The organism is Polaromonas sp. SP1, from assembly GCF_003711205.1.
Classification (GTDB): Bacteria; Pseudomonadota; Gammaproteobacteria; order Burkholderiales; family Burkholderiaceae_C; genus Polaromonas.
Map to the genome: position 1 here is coordinate 559,058 of NZ_CP031013.1, position 24,943 is coordinate 584,000.

Here is a 24,943-nt window from a genome sequence, read left to right on the forward strand (position 1 = left end):
GCTGTCGGTCGTATAGCTCAGTTGGTTAGAGCGCAGCATTCATAATGCTGATGTCGGTGGTTCAAGTCCACCTACGACCACCAAAAATACTTTCAAAGCCCCAGAGGGTCCCCTCCCCTGGGGCTTTGTTCATTGTGTTTTGGGTTTTCCGGGTCCGTTTAGGGCATTTTGTGGCGCGCTTTCGCCATTCTTTGCTATCCTTTTGATATTCAACAGCCTCTGGACACATACCATGAACCGCTGCAACTCCCGCCTCCACACCCTCCTGCTGGCACTGGCCGCCAGCGCCGGCCTGCTGGGCCTGCCCGCACTGGCGCAGACCGACCCGGCCGAACCCGTCAAGCCCAATATCCGCCAGTTCCCCGCCAAAGCGATCCGCGGTGAAATGGTGGTGCTGGCGCCGCCGGTGATCTCGATGGACGGCAAGCAGGACCGCCTCTCGGTCGGTGCGCGCATCCGCGACGTCAACAACAATTTTGTGCTGTCCGGCCCGTTTCTGAACCAGAAACTGGTGGTGAACTACGTGCGCAACCCCAACGGCCTGATCCAGGAAGTCTGGATCCTCAATGCCGAGGAAGCCAAGGAAAAGCGTGCCGGCAACAAGGACACGCTGTTCAACTTCGTCACCGACTCCTCCACCAAGGCGCCGGCGGACAACGGCAAGACGCCGTACCACCAGCTGCCGGCCTACAAGCAGTAGTCTGCGCCGCCCTGGCCTGCAAGCGCAGCTCAGGCATGAAATCAGCCCCCAGCCCTTTAAGCGCCTTGGCTGATAGCTCCTAAATTCATAGCAGACCGGCTTCCACCCCACCGCCGCTGCCGCCCCCTCCCAATACCCAGCCCCACCGACCGCCATCATGAGCAAAAAAGTCTTTATCAAAACCTTCGGCTGCCAGATGAACGAGTACGACTCGGACAAGATGTCCGACGTGCTGCATGCCGCCGAGGGCTACGAGCCGACGCAGGACATGGAACAGGCCGACCTGATCCTCTTCAACACCTGCTCGGTGCGTGAAAAAGCGCAGGAAAAAGTCTTCAGCGACCTGGGCCGCGTCAAGCACCTGAAGGAAAAAGGCGTGCTGATCGGCGTGGGCGGCTGCGTGGCCAGCCAGGAAGGCGCGGCCATCATCCAGCGCGCGCCCTACGTCGATGTGGTGTTCGGCCCGCAGACCCTGCACCGCCTGCCGCAAATGCTGGCCAGCCGCGCCCGCCTGGGCAAGCCGCAGGTCGACATCAGCTTTCCCGAGATCGAAAAGTTCGACCACCTGCCGCCGGCGCGGGTCGAGGGCGCCAGCGCCTTTGTGAGCATCATGGAAGGCTGCTCCAAGTACTGCAGCTACTGCGTGGTGCCCTACACCCGCGGCGAAGAGGTCTCGCGGCCCTTTGAAGACGTGCTGGTCGAAGTCGCCGGCCTGGCCGACCAGGGCGTGAAGGAAGTGACGCTGCTGGGCCAGAACGTCAACGCCTACCGCGGGCCCATGGGTGATACAGCCGAGATCGCCGACTTCGCGACGCTGCTCGAATACGTCTCCGACATCCCCGGCATCGAGCGCATCCGCTACATCACCAGCCACCCCAACGAATTCACGCAGCGCCTGATCGACGCCTACGCCAAGCTGCCCAAGCTGGTGAACCACCTGCACCTGCCGGTGCAGCACGGCTCCGACCGCATCCTGATGGCGATGAAGCGCGGCTACACCGCCATGGAATACAAGAGCACCATCCGCAAGCTGCGCGCCATCCGGCCCGACCTGGCCATGAGCAGCGATTTCATCGTCGGCTTTCCGGGCGAAACCGAAGACGACTTCGGCAAGATGATGAAGCTGATCGACGAGATCGGCTACGACACCTCTTTCAGCTTTATCTACAGCCCGCGCCCCGGCACACCGGCCGCCGCGCTGCAGGACGACACACCGCACGAGGTCAAGCTCAAGCGCCTGCAACACCTGCAAGCCGCGATTGACGACAACGTGCGCGCCATCAGCGCCAGCCGCCAGGGCACGGTGCAGCGCATCCTGGTCGAAGGCGCTTCGCGCAAGGACCCGACCGAGCTCATGGGCCGCACCGAATGCAACCGCGTGGTCAACTTCAAGGGCCAGCCGCGCCTGATCGGCCAGATGCTGGACATCACCATCACCCAGGCCACGCAGCGCTCGCTGCGCGGTGAAGTCCTCACGCGGGACGTCGCTGTGGCGGCCTGACGCACCGGCGCGCTGCTGACGCACCCCACGCGCATGCTTCAGAGATTCTCGTTCCGCCAGCTGCTGGTCATCGCCTTCCTGCTGATCGCAGCGCTGCTGGGCGCCGCCTCGCTGCGCGCCCTGTTCACCCTGGAAGACCTCACCCAGCAAAGCCGCAGCAATGCCGCGCAGGCGCTGGAGCTCAGCGGCGCGGCGCAGTCGCTGAGCGAACGCAGCGTCTCGATGGAGCGCACCTCGCGCCAGTCGGTTGTGCTGGACGACCGGGTGCTCAGGGAGCGCTTCAATGAGGAAGTGCGTGAAGCCACCCAAATCCTGGACGGCCTGGCCCGCGAAAACATCCCGGCGGCAAGGGCCCGGCAGTGGCGCGCCCACCTGCAGGCCATGGCCGGCCTGCTGACCGGCCCGCCCGACACCGCACTGGACCGCGAACGCCAGCTCGCGCAGGAGTTTCGCGAACTGGAGAGCATTAACGCCGCGATTGCGGTGCAGGTGCAGCAGGCCATCCAGCAGCGTAATAAATCGCTGGAAGGCAAGCTCGAAGCCAGCCGCCAGCAGCTGGCGCAGCAAGTGACCTGGGCCATCGTGCTGGCCGTGGCCATGGCGCTGGCCTTCGGCATCTGGTTCACACTGCCGCTCAAACGCCTGGAAAACGCCATCGTCGGCCTGGGCGAAAACCGGCTCGACAAAGTCATCGCCATCCAGGGGCCGGCCGACCTGGCGCTGGTCGGCCAGCGGCTGAACTGGCTGCGCCTGCGGCTGGTGGAGCTCGACGCCGACAAGTCGCGCTTTCTGCGCCACATCTCGCACGAGCTCAAGACGCCGCTGGCCTCGCTGCGCGAAGGCGTGTCGCTGCTGGAAGACGGCGTGGCCGGCACGCTGACCAGCGACCAGCGCGAGATCGCGCAAATCCTCAAACACAACACCGGCGTGCTGCAGGGCCAGATCGAAGACCTGCTGCGCTTTAACACCGCGGCTTTTGAGGCACGCCAGTTGCGCCGCCAGGGCGTCGATCTGCTGCAGGTGCTGGAAGAGCAGGTCTACGCCCAGCGCCTGCAGTGGCGGGCCAAAGAGCTGTCCGTCACCGTCGTCGGCGAGCCGCTGGTGATGGAAATCGACGCCGAAAAAATCGGCACGGCGCTGGCTAATTTGCTGTCCAACGCGATCCGCTACTCGCCGGCCAAAGGCCTGATCCGCCTGGAACTCAGCCACCAGCAGGGCTTTGCCCGCATCGACATCCATGACCAGGGCGTGGGTGTGGCCGAAGGCGACCGCGAGCGGATCTTCGAGCCGTTTTACCGCGGCGAGCGCCAGCCCACCGACGTGGTGCGCGGCAGCGGGATCGGCCTGTCCATCGTCCATGAATACATTGCCGCGCACGGCGGAAGCATCTCCCTGATGCCGGACCAGCCTGGTGCACACTTCAGAATAGAGCTACCCCATGCTTCCAAGTACTGATTTTTCCCTTCGGCCATTGGCGGCCCTGGCCACGGCGGCCTTGCTGGCCGCATGCGGCAGCGGCCCGGCCCCCGATCACGCCGCTGACGCCGCTGCGGCCGCCCAGGCGGCGCGTGCCGCAGCCGCTGCCGCCGCCGAGGCCGCGCGGGCCAGCGCCAGCCAGCCCGCCCCCTTGCCCGAGGCCGTGGTATTCACCAGCGGCATGACGCTGCGCATGCTGGCTTATGCCGAGCGCGTGCGCGTGATGCCGCCGGCCGACCTCACGCAGGAAGCCGCCCGGCTGGGCGACGCCGCCAGCCCCGAGGCCCAGGTCCAGCTGTCGCTGGTGCTGAGCCAGTTGCGCCAGTTACCCGAATTGATACGTGCCCAGGAACTGCTGGCCCGCGTGCTGGGCAATGCCGAGGCGCAGCCGCTGCACCCGCTGGCCCGGCTGCTGGCATCGCGCTATGCCGAGCAGCGCCGCCTTGAAGAACAACTCGACAAACAAAACCAGCAGTTGCGTGACGTGCAGCGCCGGCTGGACCAGACCAACGAGCGGCTGGAAGCCCTCAAGGCGATTGAACGCAGCCTGACAAGCCGACCACCCGCCGCCCCGGCCTCGGCGCCTTCAGTTCGAAACCGCCCCGCGCCATGAACGATATCGCCAGCGTCATATCGCCGCACCTGCTCGTTGTCGATGACGATGCGGACATGCTGCGCCTGCTCACCATGCGGCTCACCGCGGCGGGCTACCGTGTCACGGCGGTCACCTCGGCTGAAGCAGCACTGACGCAGATTCACATCGAGCGGCCGCAACTGGTGCTCAGCGATGTGCAACTGCCGGGACGCGACGGCCTGGCGCTCTTTGACGACATCCGCCAGCAACACCCTTCGCTGCCGGTGATTTTGCTGACCGCGCACGGCACCATTCCCGACGCGGTGGAGGCCACCGAGCGCGGTGTGTTCACCTACCTCACCAAGCCGTTTGACGGCAAGGGGCTGCTCGACAAGATCGCCCAGGCGCTGGCGCTGAGCGCGCCCGCCAACCCGGCCAAACGCGGCAGCCCCGAAGCCTGGCAAAACCAGATCATCAGCCGCTCCAGCCGCATGGCCGAGGCGCTGGCCGAGGCGCGCATGGTGGCGCAATCCGACGCCAGCGTGCTGCTGCGCGGCGAAAGCGGCACCGGCAAGGAGCTGCTGGCCCAGGCCATCCACCAGGCCGGCGCGCGGGCCAGCAAACCGTTTATCGCCGTGAACTGCGGCGCGATTCCCGAAGCCCTGCTCGAGTCCGAGCTGTTCGGCCACGTCAAGGGCGCCTTCACCGACGCCGTGGCCAACCACAAGGGCCTGTTCCAGGCGGCCGACGGCGGCACCTTGCTGCTCGACGAGATCGGTGACATGCCGCCCGCGCTGCAGGTCAAGCTGCTGCGCGTGCTGCAAGAGCGCGTGGTGCGGCCGCTGGGCTCCAGCCAGTCGATCCCGGTAGATGTGCGCATCATCTCGGCCACGCACCGCGACCTGGATGCGGCCATGGCCGAGGGCCAGTTCCGCGCCGATTTGTATTACCGGCTCAATGTGGTCACCTTGACCTTGCCGCCGCTGTCGGAGCGCCGCGAAGACATTCCGCTGCTGGCCAACCACTTCCTCCTGAAGCTGGCGGCCAAATACGACAAGCGCCTGAGCGGCTTCGCGCCCGAAGCCCTCAAGGCCCTGACCACCGCGGCCTGGCCGGGCAATGTGCGCCAGCTCTACAACGTGGTGGAGCAGGTCTGCGCGCTGTCGACCACGCCGCTGGTGCCGCTGGCACTGGTGCAGCGCGCGCTGCGCTCGCCGAGCGTGCAGGTGCTCACTTTTGCCGAGGCCAAGCAGCACTTTGAGCGCGACTACCTGGTGGGCTTGCTCAAATTGACGGACGGCAATGTGGCCGACGCAGCCCGGCTGGCCGACCGCAACCGGACCGAGTTCTACCGGCTGATGCAAAAGCACGGGCTGACGCCGGGCCACTTCAAGGCTTAGGCTTGTCCTGAGTTTGTCGCCATGCCGCCGGTGATCGTCGCTGTCTGGCGACAGGTTTAAGCTGTTGATTTAAAAAGGTTTAATTACTTCACCCCCAGAAGTTGTCGCTCACTGGCGACAAAAACAGCGGTTCTGGGCACCTTTCGGCCTGATTACATTTTGTGATGTCAGGTATCACTCGTAAGCCATTGATTTAAAACAATTTTTTGAAGCTGGCACAGGGTTTGCCCTAGTCATGGCATGCCAGCTTTTTTCCTGTCTTTTTTTGATAGCTCCGGCGGCCCGAAACGCCGCGGCGGCTTTGGGCTGCAGGCCCGGATGGCGGCCTGCGCCAGCCTGGCGGTATTGACCCTGGCGGCAGGCCAGGCCCATGCCTTTGACCTCGACGATGTGGCCGCCATCGCGCGCCAGCGCTCGCAAGCGCCCTGGCGCGAAGCCTCCCACGCCGTGCCCACCGAGCTGGCAAAGATGGAGTACGACGACTACCGCGACATCCGTTTCAATGCCGCCAGCACGCTGTGGCGCGCCGACAAACTCCCCTTTGAGGCGAACTTTTTCCACGTCGGCCGGCACGGTGATTCGGTGCGCATTCACGAAATCACGACAAGCGGCGTGAAGCGCCTGCCCTACGACCCTGCCACCTTCAATTTCGGTAAAAACAAGCTGTCGCCCGAAACCTGGGGCGACCTGGGCCACGGCGGCGTGCGCTTTTTCAGCAACCTCAACTCGCCCACCTACAAGGACGAGCTGGTCGTGTTCACCGGCGCGACCTACTTCCGGGCGCTGGGCGCCGGCCAACGCTACGGCCTCTCGGCACGCGGCCTGGCGGTCGACACCGCGGGCGGCGCCGGCGGCGCGAAGGAAGAATTTCCCCGCTTCACGGATTTCTGGCTGCAAAAGCCCACGGGTGAAAGCCAGCAGCTGACGCTGTATGCGGTGATGGACTCTGAGCGCATGACGGGCGCCTACCGCTTTGACGTCCAGGCGGGCGAGCAAACCACCACGAATGTGCAGGCGCGCATCTTCATGCGCCCGGCCGCCACGTCCGGCAACAGCGCGCCCATCACCTCGCTGGGCATCGCGCCGCTGACCAGCATGTTTTTCTTTGGCGAAAACCAGCCCCGGCCTGGCGACTTTCGCCCCGAGGTGCACGACTCCGACGGCCTGATGATGGCCACCGGCGACGGTGAATGGCTGTGGCGCCCGCTGCAAAACCCGTCGTCGCCGCTGGTGACTTCTTTTGCGATGAAGTCGCTCAAGGGCTTTGGCCTGATGCAGCGCGACCGCGCCTTTGCCAACTACGAAGACACCGAGGCCCGCTACGAGATGCGGCCCAGCGCCTGGGTGACGCCCGTGGGCGACTGGGGCGCCGGCCGGGTCGAGCTGTTTCAATTTGCCACGCCCGATGAGACGCACGACAACGTCGCGGCTTACTGGGTGCCTGAAAAACTGCCGGCCCCGGGCCAATCGCTGGACATCGCCTGGCAGATCAGCTGGCAGGGCAAGAACCAGCAGCTGCCGCCCAACGGCTGGGTGACGCAGTCGCGCCGCGGCTTCGGCTACGCCAAGGCCGGCACCGACCTCAAGGACCAGGTCCAGTACGTCATCGACTTTGCCGGCCCGGCGCTGGACGCGCTGCCCGAAGACGCGAAGGTCGAAGCAATTTCCAGCGCCAATGCCAACGGCCGTGTGCTCGAAAGCCTGGCCTACAAAAACCCCGCCACCGGCGCCTGGCGCATGACGCTGCGCGTGCAGCGGCTGAACGCGGCCCAGCCTGTTGAGCTGCGCGCCTTCCTCAAACACGACAACCACACCGTAAGCGAAACATGGACCAACCTGATCACACCCTGACCACCGCTGCCCCGCGCAGCCCCCTGCGTGAGGAACGTCATCCGAATTCGGTCACGGCGCCGCCGCTGAACCGTGGTTCGATGGCGCCGCGCCCCTGGCGCGGCTTCTGGAACAGCATGGCAACCGCCGTGTTGCTGCCCATGCTGGCCCTCTTCAAGGCGGCCGACCCTGCCGCCTTGCGACCCCTGCCCGCCCCACGGCCCGAGGCCTGGCAGCGCGCGGCCAAACGCCGCCGCACCGTGTTCCTGCTGCTGACGCTGGTCAGCACGGTGCTGGCGACCAGCATCTTTGCCGACATGCAGCCCGACTACGACAACGCCTGGCTGCAGTACGGCCAGATCACGCTGTTTGCGCTGCTGTCGGCCTGGGTCGTGACGGGTTTCATGACCGCGATGATGGGTTTTTACGTGACGATTTACGGCGACAAGCACGCGCTGTCGGCCAAAAAAGTCCAGCATGTCCCGCTGGATGCGAGCACACGCACCGCGATCATCATGCCGATCTGCAACGAGGACGTGCGCACCGTGTTTGCCGGCCTGCGCGCCACCTGCGAGTCGGTCGCGATGACCGGCCATGTGCAGAGCTTTGACGTGTTCGTGCTGTCGGACAGCAACAACCCGGCCATCATCCAGGCCGAGCGCGCCGCATGGGAAGACCTGCGCACGCAACTGGCGGCCCACCCGGACCAGCCGCAGATCGAGGTGTATTACCGCCTGCGCAAACGCCGCACCGACCGCAAGGCCGGCAACGTGGCCGACTTTTGCCGCCGCTGGGGCAAGGACTACCGCTACATGGTGGTGCTGGACGCCGACAGCGTGATGAGCGGCGACTGCCTGGTCTCCATGGTCAAGCTGATGGAAGCCAACCCCAAGGCCGGCATCATCCAGACTGCCACGCAGGCCATCGGCCACGTGACCCTGCATGCGCGCGCGCAGCAGTTCGCCTCGCGCGTGACGGGCCGCCTCTTCACGCTGGGCATGCAGTTCTGGCAGATGGGCGAGTCGCACTACTGGGGCCACAACGCCATCATCCGCATTGAGCCTTTCATGAAGCACTGCGCGCTGGCGCACATCAGCGGCACGGGCGGCATGGCCGGCAGCATCATGTCGCACGATTTTGTCGAGGCCGCGCTGATGCGCCGCGCCGGCTACCACGTGTGGCTGGTGGGCGACCTGGTGGGCAGCTACGAGCAGCAGCCGCCCGATTTGCTGGCCGAGCTGCAGCGCGACCGCCGCTGGTGCCAGGGCAACCTGCAAAACTCGCGCCTGATCGCCGAGCCGGGCATCCACCCGGTGCACCGCTCCATGTTCGGCACGGGCGCGATGGCCTATTTGTCGGCGCCGCTGTGGCTGTGCTTCCTCACGCTAGGCACGGCGCTGTGGCTGTCGGGCTCGCCGATGATTGCCGACTGGACGCTGCTGCCGGGCGAGCTGATGGCGCTCTGGGGCTGGACGCTGTGCATGCTGTTTTTGCCGCGCATCCTGGGCATCGTCGCCGTGCTGGTCAACCGCCAGCAGGCCTCTTACGGCGGCACCGCCAGCCTGCTGCGCAGCGCGTTGCTGGAGACGCTGATCGCGCTGCTGCAGGCGCCCATCCGCATGCTGGCGCATTCGCTGTTTGTGGTGGTGGCCCTCACCGGCCTGAAGCTCGAATGGAAGTCGCCCCCGCGCGAAGCGGCCGCCGTGCCCTGGCGCCATGCGCTGGCGCAGCTGGCGCCCATGTCCGGCGTGATTGTGCTGCTGGCCGTCGGCATTGCGGTGATCGATGCCCGCGCACTGGTCTGGCTGATCCCGGTCGGCCTGCCGCTGCTGCTGGCGATCCCGATGACGGTGCTCACCAGCAAGGTCGGCGTGGGCACGGCCCTGCGTGCGCAGAACTACCTGCTGATCCCGGAAGAGACCCGCTCGCCGGCGGTGCTGCGCCGCGCCTGGCTGCATGCAAGCCGGCTGGCCCAGCCTCGGCTGAAGGCGGCCTGACGCGTTTGAAAAGCCCAAGAAAAAAGCCGCTTGAAGCGGCTTTTTTCTTGGCGGTCAATTCCGGCAAATGCTATTAATTTAATAGCTATAAGTCCAGGCGGCGATTGGGCAGGTGGCCTTTTTTGCTTAAATCCCGGCCGGTTAAAACTTCGGCATGCCCTTCATGCCGCCCATGCGCTTCATCATCTTCATCATGCCGCTGCCCTTCATCTTCTTCATCATGCCCTGCATCTGCTCAAACTCGTTGAGCAGGCGGTTGACCTCCTGAACATGCACGCCGGAGCCGGCGGCGATGCGGCGCTTGCGGGTGGCCTTGATGAGTTCGGGCTTGCGGCGCTCCAGCGGCGTCATGCTCTGGATGATGCCTTCCTTGCGCTTGATGTCTTTTTCGGCCTTGTCCATGTCGACCTGGCCGGCCTTGGCGGCCATTTGCGCGGGCAGTTTGTCGAGCAGGCTGGACAGCCCGCCCATGTTTTTCATCTGCTGCAGCTGGCTCAGGAAGTCGTTGAGGTCAAAGCCGTCGCCGGACTTGATCTTGGCGGCAAGCTTCTGGGCGGACGCCATGTCCACCCCGGCAGCCACCTGCTCGACCAGCGCGACGATGTCGCCCATGCCCAGGATGCGGCCGGCGTGGCGCTCGGCGTCAAACACTTCCAGGCCGTCGATCTTTTCGCTGGTGCCGGAGAACTTGATGGGCGCGCCGGTGACCTGGCGCACGCTCAGCGCCGCGCCGCCGCGCGAGTCGCCGTCGGTTTTGGTCAGGATGATGCCGGTGAGCGGCAGTGCTTCCTTAAAAGCCTTGGCGGTGTTGACGGCGTCCTGGCCCTGCATCGCGTCGACCACAAACAGGGTTTCGACCGGGTTCAGGATGGCGTGCAGCTCCTTGATTTCGGCCATCAGGGCTTCGTCAATGGCCAGGCGGCCGGCCGTGTCGACCAGCAGCACGTCAAAGAAATGCTTGCGGGCGTAGTCAATGGCGGCGCGGGCGATGTCGGCCGGTTTCTGCTCGGGCGAGCTCGGGAACCACTCGGCGCCGGCCTGCTTGGTCACGGTTTTGAGCTGCTCGATGGCGGCCGGGCGGTAGACGTCGCCCGAGACCGTCAGCACTTTTTTCTTGCGCTTTTCGATCAGGTGCTTGGCCAGCTTGGCGGTTGTCGTGGTTTTACCCGCGCCCTGCAGGCCGGCCATCAGGATGACGGCGGGCGGCTGGGCCGCCAGGTTGATGTCGCTCACGCCTTCGCCCATCGTTGCCGCCAGCTCGCGGTTGACGATGCCGACCAGCGCCTGGCCCGGCGAGAGCGATCCCATCACCTCCTGACCAAGCGCTTTGTCCTTGACCCGGGCAATGAAGTCGCGCACCACCGGCAGGGCGACGTCGGCCTCCAGCAGCGCCATGCGCACCTCGCGCAGCATGTCCTGCACATTGGATTCGGTGATGCGGGCCTGGCCTCGCATTTCCTTGACGAGGCGGGATAACTTGTCGGTAAGGGCTGAGGCCATGGGAAGGCGCCACGGGCGTGGGGCAGTTAGGGGTGGGAAAGGGAGGGCGCCAGGCTGTCAGGAGGGCGGCGGGAAAGACAGTAAAGGCTAAACTCTAGCCATGATTTTAGCTTTGAGCGCCTGGTGGGGTCTTGCGGTAGCGGCGGGCGCCGCCATTGCCTATGCCGTGCTGGCGCTGGCCACCCCGCGCCTGGCGGCCGGCACCATCCGCGCCGTGCTGCTGGCGGCCTGGCTGCTGCACGCGCTCGCGCTGGCCGACGGCCTGCTGGGCGAGCCGCCCCGCTTCGGTTTTGCGCCGGCCCTGTCCATGACGGTCTGGCTGGTGCTGACCGTCTACGCGATCGAAAGCCGCCTTTTCCCGCAGCTGCAGGCCCATTGGGCGCTGGCCGGGCTGGGCAGCGCGGCCGTCATCGTTGCCGCCATCTTCCCCGGAACGACCTACCACGCCATCGCCTCACCCTGGCTGCCGCTGCACTGGGCCCTGGGCATCGCGTCTTACGGACTCTTTGCCGCGGCGGTCGTGCACGGCTGGCTGATGACGCGCTCCGAACGGGCCATCCGCCTGGCCGCGCAAACCGATGCCGGCGTGCCGCTGCTCACGCTGGAGCGCCTGACCTTCCGCTTCGTCGAGGCCGGCTTTGTGCTGCTGTCGGCCACGCTGTTTGTAGGCTGGCTGTTTGCCGAGACGCTCTACGGGCCGGGACTGGCCTGGAAGTGGAACCACAAAACCGTTTTTTCCGTCCTGGCCTGGTTGACATTCGCCGGCCTGCTGATCGGCCGCGCGCGCCTGGGCTGGCGCGGGCGCAAGGCGGTAAACGTTTTGTACCTGGGGTCGGGCTTGCTGCTGCTGGGCTATGCGGGTTCGCGCTTTGTGCTTGAAGTCATCCTGAGGCGGGCATGAAATACCTGCTGGTCGCGGCCCTGGTGCTGGTGGTGTTCTGGCTCTGGCGGAACAACCGCGACGCGGAAAGAAAAGACGCTGCGGCAAGCCGTGCGCCGGCCCCGCCAAAACCCGGAACTGCTGTCACCGAAATCGTCGCCTGCGAGGTCTGCGGCGTACATTTGCCGAAATCAGAAGCGCTGATCGCAGGCAAGGGCATTTACTGCAGCGATGCGCACCGCCGCCAGGCCGGGGGCCAGGGCCTGTGACCACGCCGTCCCATTGGTTTGAGACAGGCGGCGACAAGATACCCGGCGCCTGGGAAAACGAGCCGGAAGTGGGTTCATTCGGGCGCCTGTGGCGCGTATTCATGACGGCGCGCGTGGCGATTGCCTCCGTGCTGGTGATCCTGCAGGCCGTTATTTATGCGCTGGGCAATATCACCGACGGCTGGTCCATCGCGGTGTGCGTCGCCTATCTGTGCGCAACGCTGGCGGTGCGGCTCTGGGCCAGGCCCCGGCCGCCCGGAAGCACCTTTGACGCGCAATGGGTATTGACGATCGGCGTGGATGTCATCACGTTCTCGGCGCTGAATTTTCTGCAGTCGAGCGGCATCAACTACACACCGCTGTTTGCGCTGCCGGTGCTGCTCTCCTCCATCCTCGGCCCGATTTTGCTGGCTTTTGGAACGGCCGCCAGCGTCACGCTGCTGCTGCTGGTGGAGGCATGGTCGAGCTCGCTGCAAAACCTGGGTGACTCCAGCGCGCGCTTTCTGCAGTCGGGGCTGAGCGGCTCCGGCTTCTTCCTGGTGGCACTGCTGGCCAATCACCTGGCACTGCGCCTGGCGCGTGAAGAGCAACTGGCAAAGCGCAGCCAGTCTGCCGCGCGCATGCAGATCCAGGTCAATGAACTGGTCGTCGAAACCCTGGCGGACGGTGTGCTGGTGGTGGATATCAACGGCATCGTCCGTTCAGCGAACCCTGCTTCCCGGCGTTTGCTGACAGCCGGGGAATCCGTGCGCAACGCACCTTTTATCCTGGCCACCGAAGCGGCCTGGCAGCCGCTGGCCGAATTGACGCACCACACTTTCAGCACACAGACTCCCCAGGAGGCCGACGTCAGCCTTGAGTACCCGGACAGCCACAGCCGGCGGCTGCACGTGCGCACGCGGCTGGCGGCCTCGCAAAACGGCACGCACGAGAGTCTTTGCGTGATGTTTCTCGAGGACCTGCGTGAAATGGAAGCGCGGGTGAGAACCGAGAAGATGGCCGCCATGGGACGCATGTCGGCCGCGGTGGCGCATGAGATCAGGAATCCGCTGGCGGCCATCTCGCAGGCCAACGCGCTGCTCGAGGAAGACCTGCAGGACGCAGGGCACCGCCAGCTCACCGCCATGGTCAGGCAAAACGCGCAGCGCCTGGCCAAAATTGTCGACGAGGTGCTGAATATCTCCAGGGCCCAGGCGCAACTGCCGCTGGCAGAGGCGACTGCCCTGGCGCTGGATGAAACCGTCCAAAAAATCGCCACCGACTGGGGTACCCAAACCGCCGCATCGCAGCGAATGCGCATCACGACAGACTCGGGCAACGCCGTCGTGTGCTTTGAGCCCGAACACCTGCGGCGCCTGATGGTCAATTTGCTGGACAACGCCTTGCGCTATGCCGGCACCTCCGTCCGCTCCATCGAGGTGAGTACCCAGGTCGTTTCACCGGGGCAGGCGTTCCTGTCGGTATGGAGCGACGGGCAGCCGCTGGAGCAAACCGTCCAGACCCATCTCTTCGAGCCGTTTTTCTCTTCGGAAAGCCGCTCCAGCGGATTGGGCCTCTATATTTGCCGCGAACTGTGCGAGCGCTACGGCGCGCTTATCGGCTACCAGCGCGTACAACGCGCCGGCACCGAGGGCAATGAATTCTTCGTCATGTTCAGGCCGACCTCCCCCGCTTTAAACACGCCGCCGCCTTCTTTTGCCACAATGCCCACCTAATGAGCACGCAAGCCCCCGCCGCCCAGCAAGCCCGCATCCTCGTCATTGACGACGAGCCGGACCTGCGCACCCTCTACGAGCTGACGCTGCTCAGGGAAGGCTATCGGGTGGAAGCTGCCGGCGACCTGCAGCAGGCCCGCCAGCAACTGAGTGAAAACCGCTTCGACGCGGTCATCACCGACATGCGCCTGCCGGACGGCCTGGGCCTCGAATTGCTGCGCGACCTGGTGACCCAGCAGCGGCCGGAGCGCTGCGTGGTCATCACGGCGCACGGTTCTGCCGAAAATGCGGTCGAAGCGCTGAAGGCCGGCGCTTTTGACTACCTCACCAAGCCGGTCGACCTCAAACAGTTTCGCAGCGTCGTCGCCTCGGCCGTGCAGGGCGCGCGGCAGCCCGCTGCTGCCGCCAAGGCCGAACGCAATGGCGCGGAACCGGGTATCGCCCCCCTCGCGATCCCGCTGCCCGTAGCCGCCGATGCGCCTTTGATACTGCAAAAACTGGTCGGTGAATCGGCCGTCATGCGCGCCGTGAAATCGCGCATCGTCAAGGTGGCGGGCAGCATGGCGCCGGTTTTGATCCAGGGAGAATCGGGCACCGGCAAGGAACTGGTCGCGCGAGCGGTGCACGGCTGCAGCCACCGGGCGGCAGGCCCTTTTGTGGCAGTCAACTGCAGCGCCATCCCCGAGAACCTTCTCGAAGCGGAGTTCTTCGGCGCGCGCAAAGGGGCGTACACCGGATCGGCACAGGACCGGCAGGGCTACTTCCAGGCGGCCAAAGGCGGCACCCTGTTTCTCGATGAGATCGGCGACCTGCCGCTGGCCATGCAATCCAAGCTGTTGCGGGCCATCCAGGAGCGAACGGTGCGCCCGCTGGGCTCCCCGCACGAAGATGCCGTCGATGTGCGCATCGTCAGCGCCACCCACAAGGACCTGTCCGCCGGCGTAGAGCAAGGCACCTTCCGCCAGGACCTGTATTACCGGCTCAACGTGATCGAGATTCTTGTGCCCGCCCTGCGCGAGCGCCGGGAAGACCTGCCCGCTCTGTGCAAGGCACTGCTTTCAAGAATCTGCCAGGAGTCCGGCTTCGGCATGCCCGAGCTGACGGACGCCGTGATGGAACAACTGCGCGCGCGGCCCTTCAACGGCAATGTGCGGGAGCTTGAAAACACCCTGCACCGGGCGGTGGCGCTCGGCGACGGCAGCGAGCTTCACTTCGATGCGCCGGCGGAAGAGCACGTCTCGGTTCCCGAGAACCTGCAGGATTACCTGGACGGGCAGGAAAGAAACATTCTTACCAAGGTATTGCTGGAAACCGGCTTTAACCGCACCGCCGCAGCCAGCCGGCTGGGCCTGACGCTTCGCCAGATCCGCTACCGGATTGCCCGCCTGAACATCGTGACGCCGGGCAGCGACGACCCCGCCGACGGACTCGACCCTGCCGATGACCCCGCCTGAGCCCGGCGGCGCACCCGCCTCACAGCCCCTGTGGCAAAACGGCTGGTACCGGTACGCGCGGGCACTGGCTTCGCCCAATTTCGGCCCGCGGCCCGAAGGCGCGCAGATCGACCTGATCGTCATCCACTCCATCAGCCTGCCGCCCGGCGAGTTCGGCAACGGCAACGTCCAGCGCCTGTTCACCAATGAACTCGACTGGGAGGCGCATGCTTACTTCCAGGGCATTCGCGGCTTGCAGGTCTCATCGCATTTTTTCATTGCCCGCGACGGTGCCTTGTGGCAGTTTGTCGGCTGCAACGACCGGGCGTGGCATGCCGGCGAGTCCAGCTACCGCGGACGCGGCAACTGCAATGACGACTCCATCGGCATTGAGCTGGAGGGGCTGGAAGGCAATCTCTTTGAGGGCCCCCAATATGAAACCCTGGCCGGACTGTGCGCCGGGCTTCTTCAGGCCTATCCCATTGCCCACATTGCCGGGCATGAGCATATTGCGCCGGGCCGCAAGCTGGATCCGGGACCGGGCTTCGACTGGCCTTTGCTGCAAGACGCACTGGCATTGCCTGCTAGGTGTTTTCCCGAAATTATTTGAACGGCCCGCCGCGCGCACCACACCATCAGGGTGCATTTTGTGGCGCAAAAATTTGCGGTACTTTTACCGTTTCAATGCCGGCCGGTGCCGCCGGCCCAAAGCACGCGCAAAGCCGCGCCAGCGCTTTGTCCATGAGGCGCAAGCGTGATTTCATGAGGGCTTGGCGAGCATCAACGCGCTCTCCGATGCTTGATTGAGGTGCACAAGCACGGCACAAAAAAGCACCTGAAAAAGCCACAAAACGTAACAGCGAATTCAGAGGGCGATACACTACCTGTAGTGGCTTGTATTCCCTTGGTACCCTAGGTATAGTGTCTAAGCCCTAATTCAGTTTTGACGTAATTCGGGCCCAGCGCCGCAGGGAACCGTTCATTGCCCTTGAACAACCCCGGCAAATTTGGATGCCCCGGACAGCACGTCAGACAGTCATAAAACAAAGAGGAACTCATGCAAACAGCACAACACGCGGTGCCAGCAACGTCCAGCGTTCTGGCAGGCAATCCCGCAGCAGGCGACACCAACGCACAATCCAACCCCCTCGCCCATTACCAGATCATTCGCCGCAATGGCGGCGTGGTGCCGTTTGAGCCCAACAAGATTGCCGTGGCCATGATGAAGGCCTTCCTGGCGGTTCACGGCACGCAGGGCGCCGCATCGGCCAGCGTGCGCGAAACGGTGGACGGCCTGACCCAGGCGGTCATTCGCGCCCTGATGCGTTCGCGCCCGGGCGGCGGCACCTTTCATATAGAAGACGTGCAGGACCAGGTCGAACTCGGCCTGATGCGCGGCGGCCACCACGAAATCGCCCGCGCCTACGTGCTGTACCGCGAAAAGCGCACGCAGGAGCGCGCACGCCAGCCCCAAACCACCGCACCCGCAGCGCCCCTGATCCATGTGACCGACCGCGGCAACCGCGTCGCGCTCGATGTGCGCAACCTGCAGGCGCTGATTGAGGCGTCCTGCGCCAACCTGGGCGCCGACGTCAAACCCGACCCCATCGTTGCGGAAACCATGCGCAACCTGTACGACGGCGTTCCCATTGACGAGGTCTACAAGGCTTCCATCCTGGCAGCGCGTACCCTGATTGAAAAAGACCCCGACTACACCTACGCTACCGCGCGCCTCTTGATGCACACCATCCGCCGCGAAGTGCTGGGCGAGGAAGTCAACCAGGCCGACATGGCGATCCGTTACGCCGAATACTTCCCCCAGTTCATCGCCAAGGGCGTGCAAAACGAGCTGCTCGACGAAAAACTGCAGCAGTTCGACCTGGCCCGCCTGGGCGCCGCGCTCAAGCCCGAGCGCGACCTGAAGTTCGACTACCTCGGCCTGCAGACCCTGTTTGACCGCTACTTCCTGCACGTGCGCAAGCAGCGCATCGAGCTGCCGCAGGCTTTCTTCATGCGCGTGGCCATGGGCCTGTCGCTCAACGAGATCAACCGCGAAGAGCGCGCGATCGAGTTCTACGAAATCCTGTCGTCCTTCGACTTCATGTCGAGCACGCCGACCCTGTTCAATGCCGGCACGCTGCGCTCGCAGTTGTCGTCCTGCTACCTGACGACCGTCGCCGACGACCTGGGCGGCATCTACGACGCCATCAAGGAAAACGCCCTGCTGTCCAAATTTGCCGGCGGCCTGGGCAACGACTGGACGCCCGTTCGCGCCCTGGGCGCCCATATCAAGGGCACCAACGGCGAATCGCAAGGCGTCGTGCCTTTCCTCAAGGTCGTCAACGACACGGCAGTGGCGGTCAACCAGGGCGGCAAGCGCAAGGGCGCCGTCTGCGCCTACCTGGAAACCTGGCACCTGGATATCGAGGAGTTCCTCGAGCTGCGCAAGAACACCGGCGACGACCGCCGCCGCACGCACGACATGAACACCGCCAACTGGATCCCCGACCTCTTCATGCGCCGCGTGATGGAAAAGGGCACCTGGACACTGTTCTCGCCGTCCGACACGCCTGACCTGCACGACAAGTTCGGCAAGGACTTCGAGAAAATCTACACCGCCTACGAGGCCAAAGCCGAGCGCGGCGAGATCAAGCCCTCCCGCAAGCTGCAGGCCACCGACATGTGGCGCAAGATGCTGTCGATGCTGTTTGAAACCGGCCATCCCTGGATCACTTTCAAGGACGCCTGCAACGTGCGCTCGCCGCAGCAGCACACCGGCGTCGTGCACTCGTCCAACCTGTGCACCGAGATCACGCTGAACACCAGCGACACCGAAACCGCCGTGTGCAACCTCGGATCGGTCAACCTCGTGCAGCATTTGAAGGACGGCGCGGTCGACCACGAAAAGCTCAAGAAAACCATCACCACGGCCATGCGCATGCTGGACAACGTGATCGACATCAACTACTACGCCGTCAAGAAGGCCCGCGACTCCAACATGCGCCACCGTCCCGTGGGCCTGGGCATCATGGGCTTCCAGGACTGCCTGTATGAACTGCGCGTGCCTTACGCCTCGCAGGAAGCCGTCGAGTTCGCCGACAAGTCCATGGAAGCCGTCTGCTACCACGCTTACTGGGCCTCCACCGAGCTGGCCAAAGAGCGCGGCAAGTACGCCAGCTACAAGGGCTCGCTCTGGGACAAGGGCGTCCTGCCCCTGGACACGCTGGACATGCTGGCCGAGCAACGCGGCGGCTACGTCGAAGTCGACCGTTCCGCCACGCTGGACTGGGAAGCCCTGCGCAAGAAGATCGCCAAAGACGGCATGCGCAACTCCAACTGCGTCGCCATCGCCCCGACGGCCACGATTTCCAACATCATCGGCGTGGACGCCTGCATCGAGCCCTGCTTCGGCAACCTCTCGGTCAAGTCCAACCTGTCCGGCGAATTCACGGTCATCAACCACTACCTGGTGCGCGACCTCAAGCGCCTGAACCTGTGGGACGACGTGATGGTGGTGGACCTGAAGCACTTTGACGGATCGCTGCGCCCCATCGACCGCGTGCCGCAAGACGTCAAGGCGCTGTACGCCACGGCGTTTGAAATTGAGACCTCCTGGATTGTCGAAGCCGCAGCGCGCCGCCAGAAATGGATCGACCAGGCCCAATCGCTCAATATCTATATGGCGGGTGCCTCGGGCAAGAAGCTCGATGACACCTACAAGCTGGCCTGGTTGCGCGGCCTGAAGACCACCTACTACCTGCGCACGCAGAGCGCGACGCACGCCGAGAAATCAACCGTGACCGCAGGCAAGATGAACTCGGTTTCTTCCAGCACGGCCACCGCAAGCAGCGGCATGAGCGCGCTCGAAGCGGCTGCTGCCGCAGCGCAAGCGCAGATGAATGCAACGCCGGCAACCGACATCAAGTTCTGCGCGATCGATGACCCGGGATGCGAGGCCTGCCAGTAAAAAAACTTTGAATCGCGCAGTCACCCGGCCGCGCGATTCGATGTATATGAGCAACACAATTTTGTAGCGATGTGAATGAACACTTTTCATTTTGTATCGCTGCTTTCATAATCCCAAAGTATTGGAAACCTCTATGTTGACCTGGGACGAAGAAGTCAAACCATCTTTGCAAACATCTCATAACAGCGGCACGCCCGAAGGCCGCTCGATGGAACTTCCGCCTCTTTCTTTGAACCCCGCCGGGCAACCCCAAGCGCAAGTGCGCATGCTCAACGACGGCGCGTTCACACCCGCACCCGCTGCCATCTCTTCTACCCCTTCTGCTCCTGCAGCAGAACCCGCCAAGGCGCAGCGCGTCAAGGCCTCCGACAAGCGCATCATCAACGGCCAGACCGACGTCAACCAGCTGGTGCCCTTCAAATACAAATGGGCCTGGGAAAAATACCTCGCCACCTGCGCCAACCACTGGATGCCGCAGGAAGTGAACATGACGCGCGACATCGCGCTCTGGAAAGACCCGAACGGCCTGACCGAAGACGAGCGCCGCCTGGTCAAGCGCAACCTGGGTTTCTTTGTCACGGCCGATTCGCTGGCCGCCAACAACATCGTGCTGGGCACCTACCGCCACATCACGGCGCCCGAGTGCCGCCAGTTCCTGCTGCGCCAGGCATTCGAAGAAGCCATCCACACCCACGCTTACCAGTACATCACCGAGTCGCTGGGCCTGGACGAAGCCGAGATCTTCAACGCCTACAACGAAGTCCAGTCCATCAAGGACAAGGACCAGTTCCTGATCCCTTTCATTGAAGTCATCTCCAACCCCCACTTCAAGACCGGTACGCCCGAAGCCGACCAGACGCTGCTCAAGTCGCTGATCGTGTTTGCCTGCCTGATGGAGGGTTTGTTCTTCTATGTGGGCTTCACGCAGATTCTTGCGCTGGGCCGCCAGAACAAGATGACCGGCGCCGCCGAGCAATACCAGTACATCCTGCGCGACGAGTCGATGCACTGCAACTTCGGCATCGACCTGATCAACCAGCTGAAGCTGGAAAACCCCCATCTCTGGACCGCAGAGTTCAAGGCCGAGATCAAGGCCTTGTTCATGAAAGCCGTCGAACTGGAATACCGCTACGCCGAAGACACCATGCCGCGCGGCGTGCTCGGCCTCAATGCCTCCATGTTCAAAGGCTACCTCCGCTACATTGCCAATCGCCGCGCCACGCAGATCGGACTTGAAACTCTCTTCCCCAACGAGGAGAATCCGTTCCCGTGGATGAGCGAAATGATCGACCTGAAGAAAGAGCGCAACTTCTTTGAAACCCGTGTGATCGAGTACCAGTCCGGTGGTGCACTTTCCTGGGATTGATTGAAAAACGCCCGAACAATGATTTTAAGAATTGCAATGACCAATGACGCTGCCGAAGAGCACGCGTTGGGCTTTGCTCCTGTGTTCGCGGCGCTGGGACCGGTTTATCCGGGGCCCAACGCCGTGAATCGCTTTACGTACTCCAACCGTGAAGTGCTCTTTGCAACGTGATCAAGGAGAAAACTATGGCAACTGCGAAAAAAACTGCGGCTAAAAAAGCTGCTCCAAAGAAAGCCCCTGCTAAAAAAGTAGCGGCTAAGAAGGCTCCTGCGAAAAAAGCAGCAGCGAAAAAAGCTCCGGCTAAAAAAGCTCCAGCGAAAAAAGTAGCGGCCAAGAAGCCAGCTGCGAAAAAATCGCCAGCGAAAAAGCCAGCAGCCAAGAAGGTAGCGGCCAAGAAGCCAGCGGCGAAGAAAGCCGCAGCTAAAAAGCCAGCAGCCAAGAAGGCCGCGAAAAAGGTAGCGAAGAAACCAGCGGCCAAGAAAGCCGCTGCGAAAAAGCCTGCCGCCAAGAAAGCAGCGAAAAAGCCCGCTGCGAAGAAAGCCGCGAAAAAACCTGCTGCCAAAGCTGCCAAAGCACCTGCTGTAGCGGCTGCCCCTGCGGCTCAGACAACCCTGAACCCGCAAGCTGCCTGGCCGTTTCCAACAGCCAGCAAGCCGTAAGCAGTAAGGTATTTCTGCTTGGAGCCCGATATCGAAAGATGTCGGGCTTTTTTCATTGCCGGGCCGCCCCAAAATGAAAAGCGCCCCCTCAGGGGGCAGCGAGCACACGAAGTGAGGGAGCGTGGGGTTATTTTTCATGCCCGTGCAGTTTTCACAGCTGCCCGGCCTCTTCACATACCCGCCGCCATGAACATACCCCCTGCACCACCCGACCTGCCCTTCATGCGCACGGAAAAGAACGGCGATGTGCTGCTGGACGTGCACGTCGTGCCGAATGCCGCCAGAACCCAAGCCATGGGACTGCATGGTGAGGCCGGAGATCTGGCGCTGCGCCTGCGGCTGCAGGCGCCTCCCGTAGACGGCAAAGCCAACCAGGCGCTGGTGAAGTGGTTGGCCGGTTGCCTGGGTGTACCCCAACAGGCGGTCACGCTGGCGCGCGGCGAGACCTCCAGGCGCAAGCAGCTGCGCGTGCAAGCTTTGGCGGCAAGCCAGGCCACATGGGATGAATTGGTGAAGGCTGCGGGCAGGCCCGCGCCATAAGGACGCAATCAGCAAACGGGCAGCGCAGCGGTTAAATTGCTATTAATTTAATAGCTATAACCCAAGGTACGGATTGGGCTAGGCAGCGATTTGTTCAGCAGTCAGGGTGTAATTCTGGCCGCCGCGCGTGGCGATCTTGAGCGCACCCACCCGGTTACCCAGCGCGGCGCAACGCGCCAGCGACCAGCCCTGCTCCAGGCCAAACAGCAGTGCGCCGCGAAAGGCATCGCCACAGCCGGTCGGATCGACCACTTCTGTGGCCTTCACAGGCGGTACCAGCGTTTTTTCGCCGGCCACCCAGACTTCGCAGCCCTCGGCGCCCAGCGTCACCACCAGGCCCTCCACCCTGCGCGACAACTCGGCGCACGACAGACCCGTGCGGTCGCAAAGCATTTTGGCTTCGTAATCATTGACCGTCACCCAGGTCGCCAGCTCGACAAAATGCGCCAGCTCCTTGCCGTCAAACATGGGCAGGCCCTGGCCCGGGTCAAACACAAAAGGAATGCCGGCCGCCTTGAACTGTTCTGCGTGCTGAAGCATCGCGTCGCGGCCATCGGGAGCAATGATGCCCAGCTTGATGTCGCTGCGGGCCTCGATGCGGGTCACATGGGCCTGCATCATCGCGCCGGGGTGGAAGGCCGTGATCTGGTTGTTGTCGCGGTCGGTCATGATCATGGCTTGCGCGGTGTAGGTATCGCCGACCTGGCGGACGAACTCGGTGCTGACGCCCAGGGTTTTCATGCGTTCCACATACTCGGCGCCGTCGGTGCCGACGGTGGCCATGGGCAGCGGTTTGCCGCCGAGCTGGCGCAGGCTGTAGGCAATGTTGCCGGCGCAGCCGCCGAACTCACGGCGCAGGGCCGGCACCAGGAAAGACACATTGAGGATGTGCAACTGGTCGGGCAGGATCTGCTCGGAAAAGCGCCCCTCAAAAGTCATGATGGTGTCAAACGCCAGGGAGCCACAGATAACAGCAGACATTCAGTTCTCTCTCGTATCAATCAGGGATAAAAAGCCAGGACGCGGTAGCCGGCAACCCGCAAGGGGCCGCCGGGCGCAGGGGAAGGGGAAGAAGATGCCGAAGCAGGCGCCGGCGCAGCCGCGTCGCCGGAGACTTTCATGACGACCACACCCGCCAGGTCCGACTGTGCGGCCAGCGTAGCGCTTTTGGCGCCAAACTGCGCCGGCGTGAGGATGCGGCGCACGATGGCCTGGTCCTGTGTGTCGGTCAGCGTGACTTCCAGCGACGGCATTTCAAGCACCACCACGCCGGTGTTCTTGAGGGTAAAACTGAGCCGGTAGGCGTCGGGGCCGAGACGGTTGAAACTGGAACTGTCGATCACCAGCGCCTCGATATGGCGGGGCGCGCGTATCTGGCACTGCAGCGGGCCGCAAATCGCCTGGAGCGCCGGAACCAGGCGCGGCTCCAGCGCCGCCAGCGTGTCCCGCTGCTGCACGCCCCATTGCAGCACCAGGGCCGCCAGCAGCAACAAGGACAGCAAAGCCAGCGACCAGCGTGTCGACGCCTTCTTCCAGAAGGCCTTGCGCCGCGCATCCCGCACAAAAGAAACATCGTGCTCCACGCGTATGCGCGAGTCCGGCATGCCGGAGTCCACATCCGAGAAAAGGAAGCTTGAATCGTCTTCGGGCGTTGGCCGCACCATGGCCGGCTGCCGGGGCAGCGGCGCCGGGGGCAGCGAATCATCATCGAGCTCCACCGGATCCAGCTGGCGTTCCTGCTGCGCCCGCTTCCAGCGCACGGGGTCAAAGTCGGCGGCGCTGTCCTGGGCTTCAACGGGTCCGGCCCGCATGGGCCGCTGCGGCGCCCTGTCGGCAAACGACCGGGCAGGTGCCCAGTCATCGGGGTGAAGGCCTGCAGGCTCTGTGTCGGCGGTGGCTTGCGGGGTGGAAGGAGGGCCGGGTTCCGGCAGTGGCTGCGGCGCGGTGTCGGCCAGCGGGGCGGATGACGTTGCCAGCGACGACATATCGCGGGGCAGCAGATGGGCCGAAGCGTCAAAGACTTCGGCGCAATGCCCGCATCGCACCCAGCCCTGCGAGACTTTGAGTTGATCGGTCACGACTTTGAACATCGTGCCGCATGCGGGGCAGCGCGTAATCAGGCTCATTTAGCGCTGTATTGTAGGGGTGCAGGCCGCTGCTGACGGCCCGTGGCGAGCTGGAGCGCGGGAATGCCTAAAAGGCCGCGGTCATCAGGATCCAGCCCTCTTGCGTGTCATGCACGGTGAGCCGGCAGTAAGGCGCATAGGCCTCCTTGAGCTCTTCGGCCTGGCGGTCAAGAATGCCGGCCAGCACCAGGTGCCCGCCTTTGTCGACATGCGAACACAGCAGCGGCGCCAGCACCTTGAGCGGCGTGGCAAGGATGTTGGCCAGCACCGTCTGGTACTTGCCGGTGGCCTTCTCGGGCAGACCTGCCTTGAGCACCACGTGGTTGGCCTCGGCATTGGCCCAGGTCGACTCGACGGCGGCCTGATCGATATCGACAGCGTCGATGTCGGTTGCGCCGAACTTCGCCGCGCCAATGGCCAGAATGCCCGAGCCGCAGCCGTAGTCCAGGACACGGCCGAGATCTTTGCCGGCGGAACCCTGGCCCGCGATCCAGCGCAGGCACATGCGCGTGGTGGGATGGGTTCCGGTGCCAAACGCCAGGCCCGGATCCAGGCGAATCAGCTGTTTGGCCTCTGCGGGCGGCTCATGCCAGGTCGGCACGATCCAGAATTCGGGCGTGATGTCGACCGGCGCGAACTGCGATTGCGTCAGTCGCACCCAGTCCTGGTCGGGCACCGGCTGAATGGCCACCACCCGGCAACCGGCGAAAAAATCTTGCGCCGCCAGCACGCCGGCGGCGTCACGCGCCAGGGCTTCGGTGGCAAACAGCGACACGATGCGCGAGCGCTCCCAGCCCGCCTTGGGCGGCGGCATGTCCGGCTCGCCAAACAGCGCCTGCTCCGCCGGCGTCTGCGCATCGGCATCTTCCACCGACACGCTGAGCGCATCCAGCGCGTCCAGCGCCTCGCTCAGGATTTCGACTTCGTCGACGGGGGTCAGCAGGATCAGTTCAAACATGGTTTATTGCCTCGCAGGAAGCTCTACGCCGAGGAGCACGGTATTCAATTCC

The 24,943-nt window shown here is 64.0% G+C and carries 21 protein-coding genes and 1 tRNA gene; 18 read left to right on the top strand and 4 right to left on the bottom strand.

The genetic code is table 11. From position 1 onward, the window contains the following. Window positions 1-6: 6 nt before the first annotated feature. The 8 genes from DT070_RS02675 (at window position 7) to mdoH (ending at window position 9,478) form a co-directional block, all read left to right on the top strand. Window positions 7-83: transfer RNA gene (locus DT070_RS02675), tRNA-Met, on the top strand. A gap of 149 nt (window positions 84-232) precedes the next feature. Beyond that, entirely contained in the window at window positions 233-700 is a 468-nt protein-coding gene (locus DT070_RS02680; protein WP_122954013.1) for a hypothetical protein, read from the top strand. A gap of 157 nt (window positions 701-857) precedes the next feature. Next, entirely contained in the window at window positions 858-2,201 is a 1,344-nt protein-coding gene (gene miaB, locus DT070_RS02685) for a tRNA (N6-isopentenyl adenosine(37)-C2)-methylthiotransferase MiaB (protein ID WP_122954014.1), read from the top strand. A gap of 33 nt (window positions 2,202-2,234) precedes the next feature. Further along, window positions 2,235-3,656, top strand: a complete 1,422-nt coding sequence (locus DT070_RS02690) for a sensor histidine kinase KdpD (RefSeq protein ID WP_194965966.1) — start codon at window positions 2,235-2,237, stop codon at window positions 3,654-3,656. Continuing rightward, on the top strand, window positions 3,640-4,290 hold the full coding sequence (locus DT070_RS02695) for a hypothetical protein (RefSeq protein WP_122954016.1): 651 nt from the start codon (window positions 3,640-3,642) through the stop codon (window positions 4,288-4,290). The genes DT070_RS02690 and DT070_RS02695 overlap by 17 nt, the downstream gene beginning before the upstream one ends. Then, window positions 4,287-5,651, top strand: a complete 1,365-nt coding sequence (locus tag DT070_RS02700) for a sigma 54-interacting transcriptional regulator (protein ID WP_122954017.1) — start codon at window positions 4,287-4,289, stop codon at window positions 5,649-5,651. Before DT070_RS02695 ends, DT070_RS02700 begins: the two co-directional genes overlap by 4 nt. 240 nt (window positions 5,652-5,891) lie before the next feature. Continuing rightward, entirely contained in the window at window positions 5,892-7,502 is a 1,611-nt protein-coding gene (locus DT070_RS02705; RefSeq protein ID WP_369973913.1) for a glucan biosynthesis protein G, read from the top strand. Continuing rightward, window positions 7,478-9,478, top strand: a complete 2,001-nt coding sequence (gene mdoH, locus DT070_RS02710; RefSeq protein WP_122954018.1) for a glucans biosynthesis glucosyltransferase MdoH — start codon at window positions 7,478-7,480, stop codon at window positions 9,476-9,478. The genes DT070_RS02705 and mdoH overlap by 25 nt, the downstream gene beginning before the upstream one ends. A gap of 141 nt (window positions 9,479-9,619) precedes the next feature. Here the strand turns inward: mdoH and ffh are convergent, their stop codons facing one another. Next, a complete protein-coding gene (gene ffh, locus DT070_RS02715; protein ID WP_122954019.1) occupies window positions 9,620-10,978 on the bottom strand; it encodes a signal recognition particle protein in 1,359 nt (452 codons plus the stop codon). Window positions 10,979-11,078: 100 nt separating this feature from the next. Here ffh and DT070_RS02720 point away from each other — a divergent pair, with 100 nt between their 5' ends. The 10 genes from DT070_RS02720 (at window position 11,079) to DT070_RS02760 (ending at window position 21,807) form a co-directional block, all read left to right on the top strand. Further along, window positions 11,079-11,879, top strand: a complete 801-nt coding sequence (locus tag DT070_RS02720) for an inner membrane protein YpjD (protein WP_122954020.1) — start codon at window positions 11,079-11,081, stop codon at window positions 11,877-11,879. Continuing rightward, window positions 11,876-12,127: a PP0621 family protein gene (locus DT070_RS02725; RefSeq protein ID WP_122954021.1), complete on the top strand. Its 252-nt coding sequence runs from the start codon at window positions 11,876-11,878 to the stop codon at window positions 12,125-12,127. The genes DT070_RS02720 and DT070_RS02725 overlap by 4 nt, the downstream gene beginning before the upstream one ends. Continuing rightward, window positions 12,124-13,842, top strand: coding sequence for an ATP-binding protein (locus DT070_RS02730; protein ID WP_122954022.1), 1,719 nt, complete (start codon window positions 12,124-12,126; stop codon window positions 13,840-13,842). The genes DT070_RS02725 and DT070_RS02730 overlap by 4 nt, the downstream gene beginning before the upstream one ends. Beyond that, window positions 13,842-15,296: a sigma-54 dependent transcriptional regulator gene (locus tag DT070_RS02735; RefSeq protein WP_122954023.1), complete on the top strand. Its 1,455-nt coding sequence runs from the start codon at window positions 13,842-13,844 to the stop codon at window positions 15,294-15,296. Before DT070_RS02730 ends, DT070_RS02735 begins: the two co-directional genes overlap by 1 nt. Further along, window positions 15,283-15,885, top strand: coding sequence for a 1,6-anhydro-N-acetylmuramyl-L-alanine amidase AmpD (gene ampD / locus DT070_RS02740; RefSeq protein ID WP_122954024.1), 603 nt, complete (start codon window positions 15,283-15,285; stop codon window positions 15,883-15,885). The genes DT070_RS02735 and ampD overlap by 14 nt, the downstream gene beginning before the upstream one ends. 447 nt (window positions 15,886-16,332) lie before the next feature. Continuing rightward, window positions 16,333-19,242: a ribonucleoside-diphosphate reductase subunit alpha gene (locus DT070_RS02745; RefSeq protein WP_122954025.1), complete on the top strand. Its 2,910-nt coding sequence runs from the start codon at window positions 16,333-16,335 to the stop codon at window positions 19,240-19,242. A gap of 133 nt (window positions 19,243-19,375) precedes the next feature. Continuing rightward, window positions 19,376-20,608 carry a ribonucleotide-diphosphate reductase subunit beta gene (locus DT070_RS02750; protein ID WP_122954026.1) on the top strand — a complete coding sequence of 411 codons (1,233 nt, stop codon included), beginning with the start codon at window positions 19,376-19,378 and terminating at the stop codon, window positions 20,606-20,608. A 36-nt stretch (window positions 20,609-20,644) separates the two neighbouring features. After that, complete coding sequence (locus DT070_RS21675) at window positions 20,645-20,779, top strand: hypothetical protein (protein WP_255416853.1); 135 nt, start codon at window positions 20,645-20,647, stop codon at window positions 20,777-20,779. Window positions 20,780-20,793: 14 nt separating this feature from the next. Then, entirely contained in the window at window positions 20,794-21,267 is a 474-nt protein-coding gene (locus DT070_RS02755) for a histone H1-like DNA-binding protein (protein ID WP_122954027.1), read from the top strand. Window positions 21,268-21,453: 186 nt separating this feature from the next. After that, window positions 21,454-21,807 carry a DUF167 domain-containing protein gene (locus DT070_RS02760; RefSeq protein ID WP_122954028.1) on the top strand — a complete coding sequence of 118 codons (354 nt, stop codon included), beginning with the start codon at window positions 21,454-21,456 and terminating at the stop codon, window positions 21,805-21,807. Window positions 21,808-21,885: 78 nt separating this feature from the next. On the opposite strand, the gene DT070_RS02765 is transcribed toward DT070_RS02760, so the two are convergent. From DT070_RS02765 to prmA, 3 genes are all read right to left on the bottom strand, one after another. Then, window positions 21,886-22,788, bottom strand: coding sequence for a carbohydrate kinase family protein (locus tag DT070_RS02765; RefSeq protein WP_122954029.1), 903 nt, complete (start codon window positions 22,786-22,788; stop codon window positions 21,886-21,888). Between the two features lie 20 nt (window positions 22,789-22,808). After that, the gene (locus tag DT070_RS02770) at window positions 22,809-23,933 is read right to left on the bottom strand and encodes a DUF3426 domain-containing protein (RefSeq protein ID WP_122954030.1); all 1,125 of its coding nucleotides are present in this window, start codon (window positions 23,931-23,933) and stop codon (window positions 22,809-22,811) included. Between the two features lie 67 nt (window positions 23,934-24,000). Continuing rightward, window positions 24,001-24,891, bottom strand: coding sequence for a 50S ribosomal protein L11 methyltransferase (gene prmA / locus DT070_RS02775; RefSeq protein ID WP_122954031.1), 891 nt, complete (start codon window positions 24,889-24,891; stop codon window positions 24,001-24,003). Window positions 24,892-24,943 lie beyond the last annotated feature (52 nt).

Excerpts from the sequence above, each read along its gene's own strand:
- DT070_RS02695 (WP_122954016.1), top strand. The coding sequence starts at position 3,640 with ATGCTTCCAAGTACTGATTTTTCCCTTCGGCCATTGGCGGCCCTGGCC.
- DT070_RS02770 (WP_122954030.1), bottom strand. The coding sequence starts at position 23,933 with ATGAGCCTGATTACGCGCTGCCCCGCATGCGGCACGATGTTCAAAGTC.
- miaB (WP_122954014.1), top strand. The coding sequence starts at position 858 with ATGAGCAAAAAAGTCTTTATCAAAACCTTCGGCTGCCAGATGAACGAG.
- DT070_RS02750 (WP_122954026.1), top strand. The coding sequence starts at position 19,376 with ATGTTGACCTGGGACGAAGAAGTCAAACCATCTTTGCAAACATCTCAT.
- DT070_RS02745 (WP_122954025.1), top strand. The coding sequence starts at position 16,333 with ATGCAAACAGCACAACACGCGGTGCCAGCAACGTCCAGCGTTCTGGCA.
- prmA (WP_122954031.1), bottom strand. The coding sequence starts at position 24,891 with ATGTTTGAACTGATCCTGCTGACCCCCGTCGACGAAGTCGAAATCCTG.
- DT070_RS02760 (WP_122954028.1), top strand. The coding sequence starts at position 21,454 with ATGAACATACCCCCTGCACCACCCGACCTGCCCTTCATGCGCACGGAA.
- DT070_RS02765 (WP_122954029.1), bottom strand. The coding sequence starts at position 22,788 with ATGTCTGCTGTTATCTGTGGCTCCCTGGCGTTTGACACCATCATGACT.
- DT070_RS02725 (WP_122954021.1), top strand. The coding sequence starts at position 11,876 with ATGAAATACCTGCTGGTCGCGGCCCTGGTGCTGGTGGTGTTCTGGCTC.
- DT070_RS02680 (WP_122954013.1), top strand. The coding sequence starts at position 233 with ATGAACCGCTGCAACTCCCGCCTCCACACCCTCCTGCTGGCACTGGCC.
- DT070_RS02700 (WP_122954017.1), top strand. The coding sequence starts at position 4,287 with ATGAACGATATCGCCAGCGTCATATCGCCGCACCTGCTCGTTGTCGAT.
- DT070_RS21675 (WP_255416853.1), top strand. The coding sequence starts at position 20,645 with ATGACCAATGACGCTGCCGAAGAGCACGCGTTGGGCTTTGCTCCTGTG.
- ffh (WP_122954019.1), bottom strand. The coding sequence starts at position 10,978 with ATGGCCTCAGCCCTTACCGACAAGTTATCCCGCCTCGTCAAGGAAATG.
- DT070_RS02735 (WP_122954023.1), top strand. The coding sequence starts at position 13,842 with ATGAGCACGCAAGCCCCCGCCGCCCAGCAAGCCCGCATCCTCGTCATT.
- ampD (WP_122954024.1), top strand. The coding sequence starts at position 15,283 with ATGACCCCGCCTGAGCCCGGCGGCGCACCCGCCTCACAGCCCCTGTGG.
- DT070_RS02755 (WP_122954027.1), top strand. The coding sequence starts at position 20,794 with ATGGCAACTGCGAAAAAAACTGCGGCTAAAAAAGCTGCTCCAAAGAAA.
- DT070_RS02705 (WP_369973913.1), top strand. The coding sequence starts at position 5,892 with ATGCCAGCTTTTTTCCTGTCTTTTTTTGATAGCTCCGGCGGCCCGAAA.
- DT070_RS02690 (WP_194965966.1), top strand. The coding sequence starts at position 2,235 with ATGCTTCAGAGATTCTCGTTCCGCCAGCTGCTGGTCATCGCCTTCCTG.
- mdoH (WP_122954018.1), top strand. The coding sequence starts at position 7,478 with ATGGACCAACCTGATCACACCCTGACCACCGCTGCCCCGCGCAGCCCC.
- DT070_RS02720 (WP_122954020.1), top strand. The coding sequence starts at position 11,079 with ATGATTTTAGCTTTGAGCGCCTGGTGGGGTCTTGCGGTAGCGGCGGGC.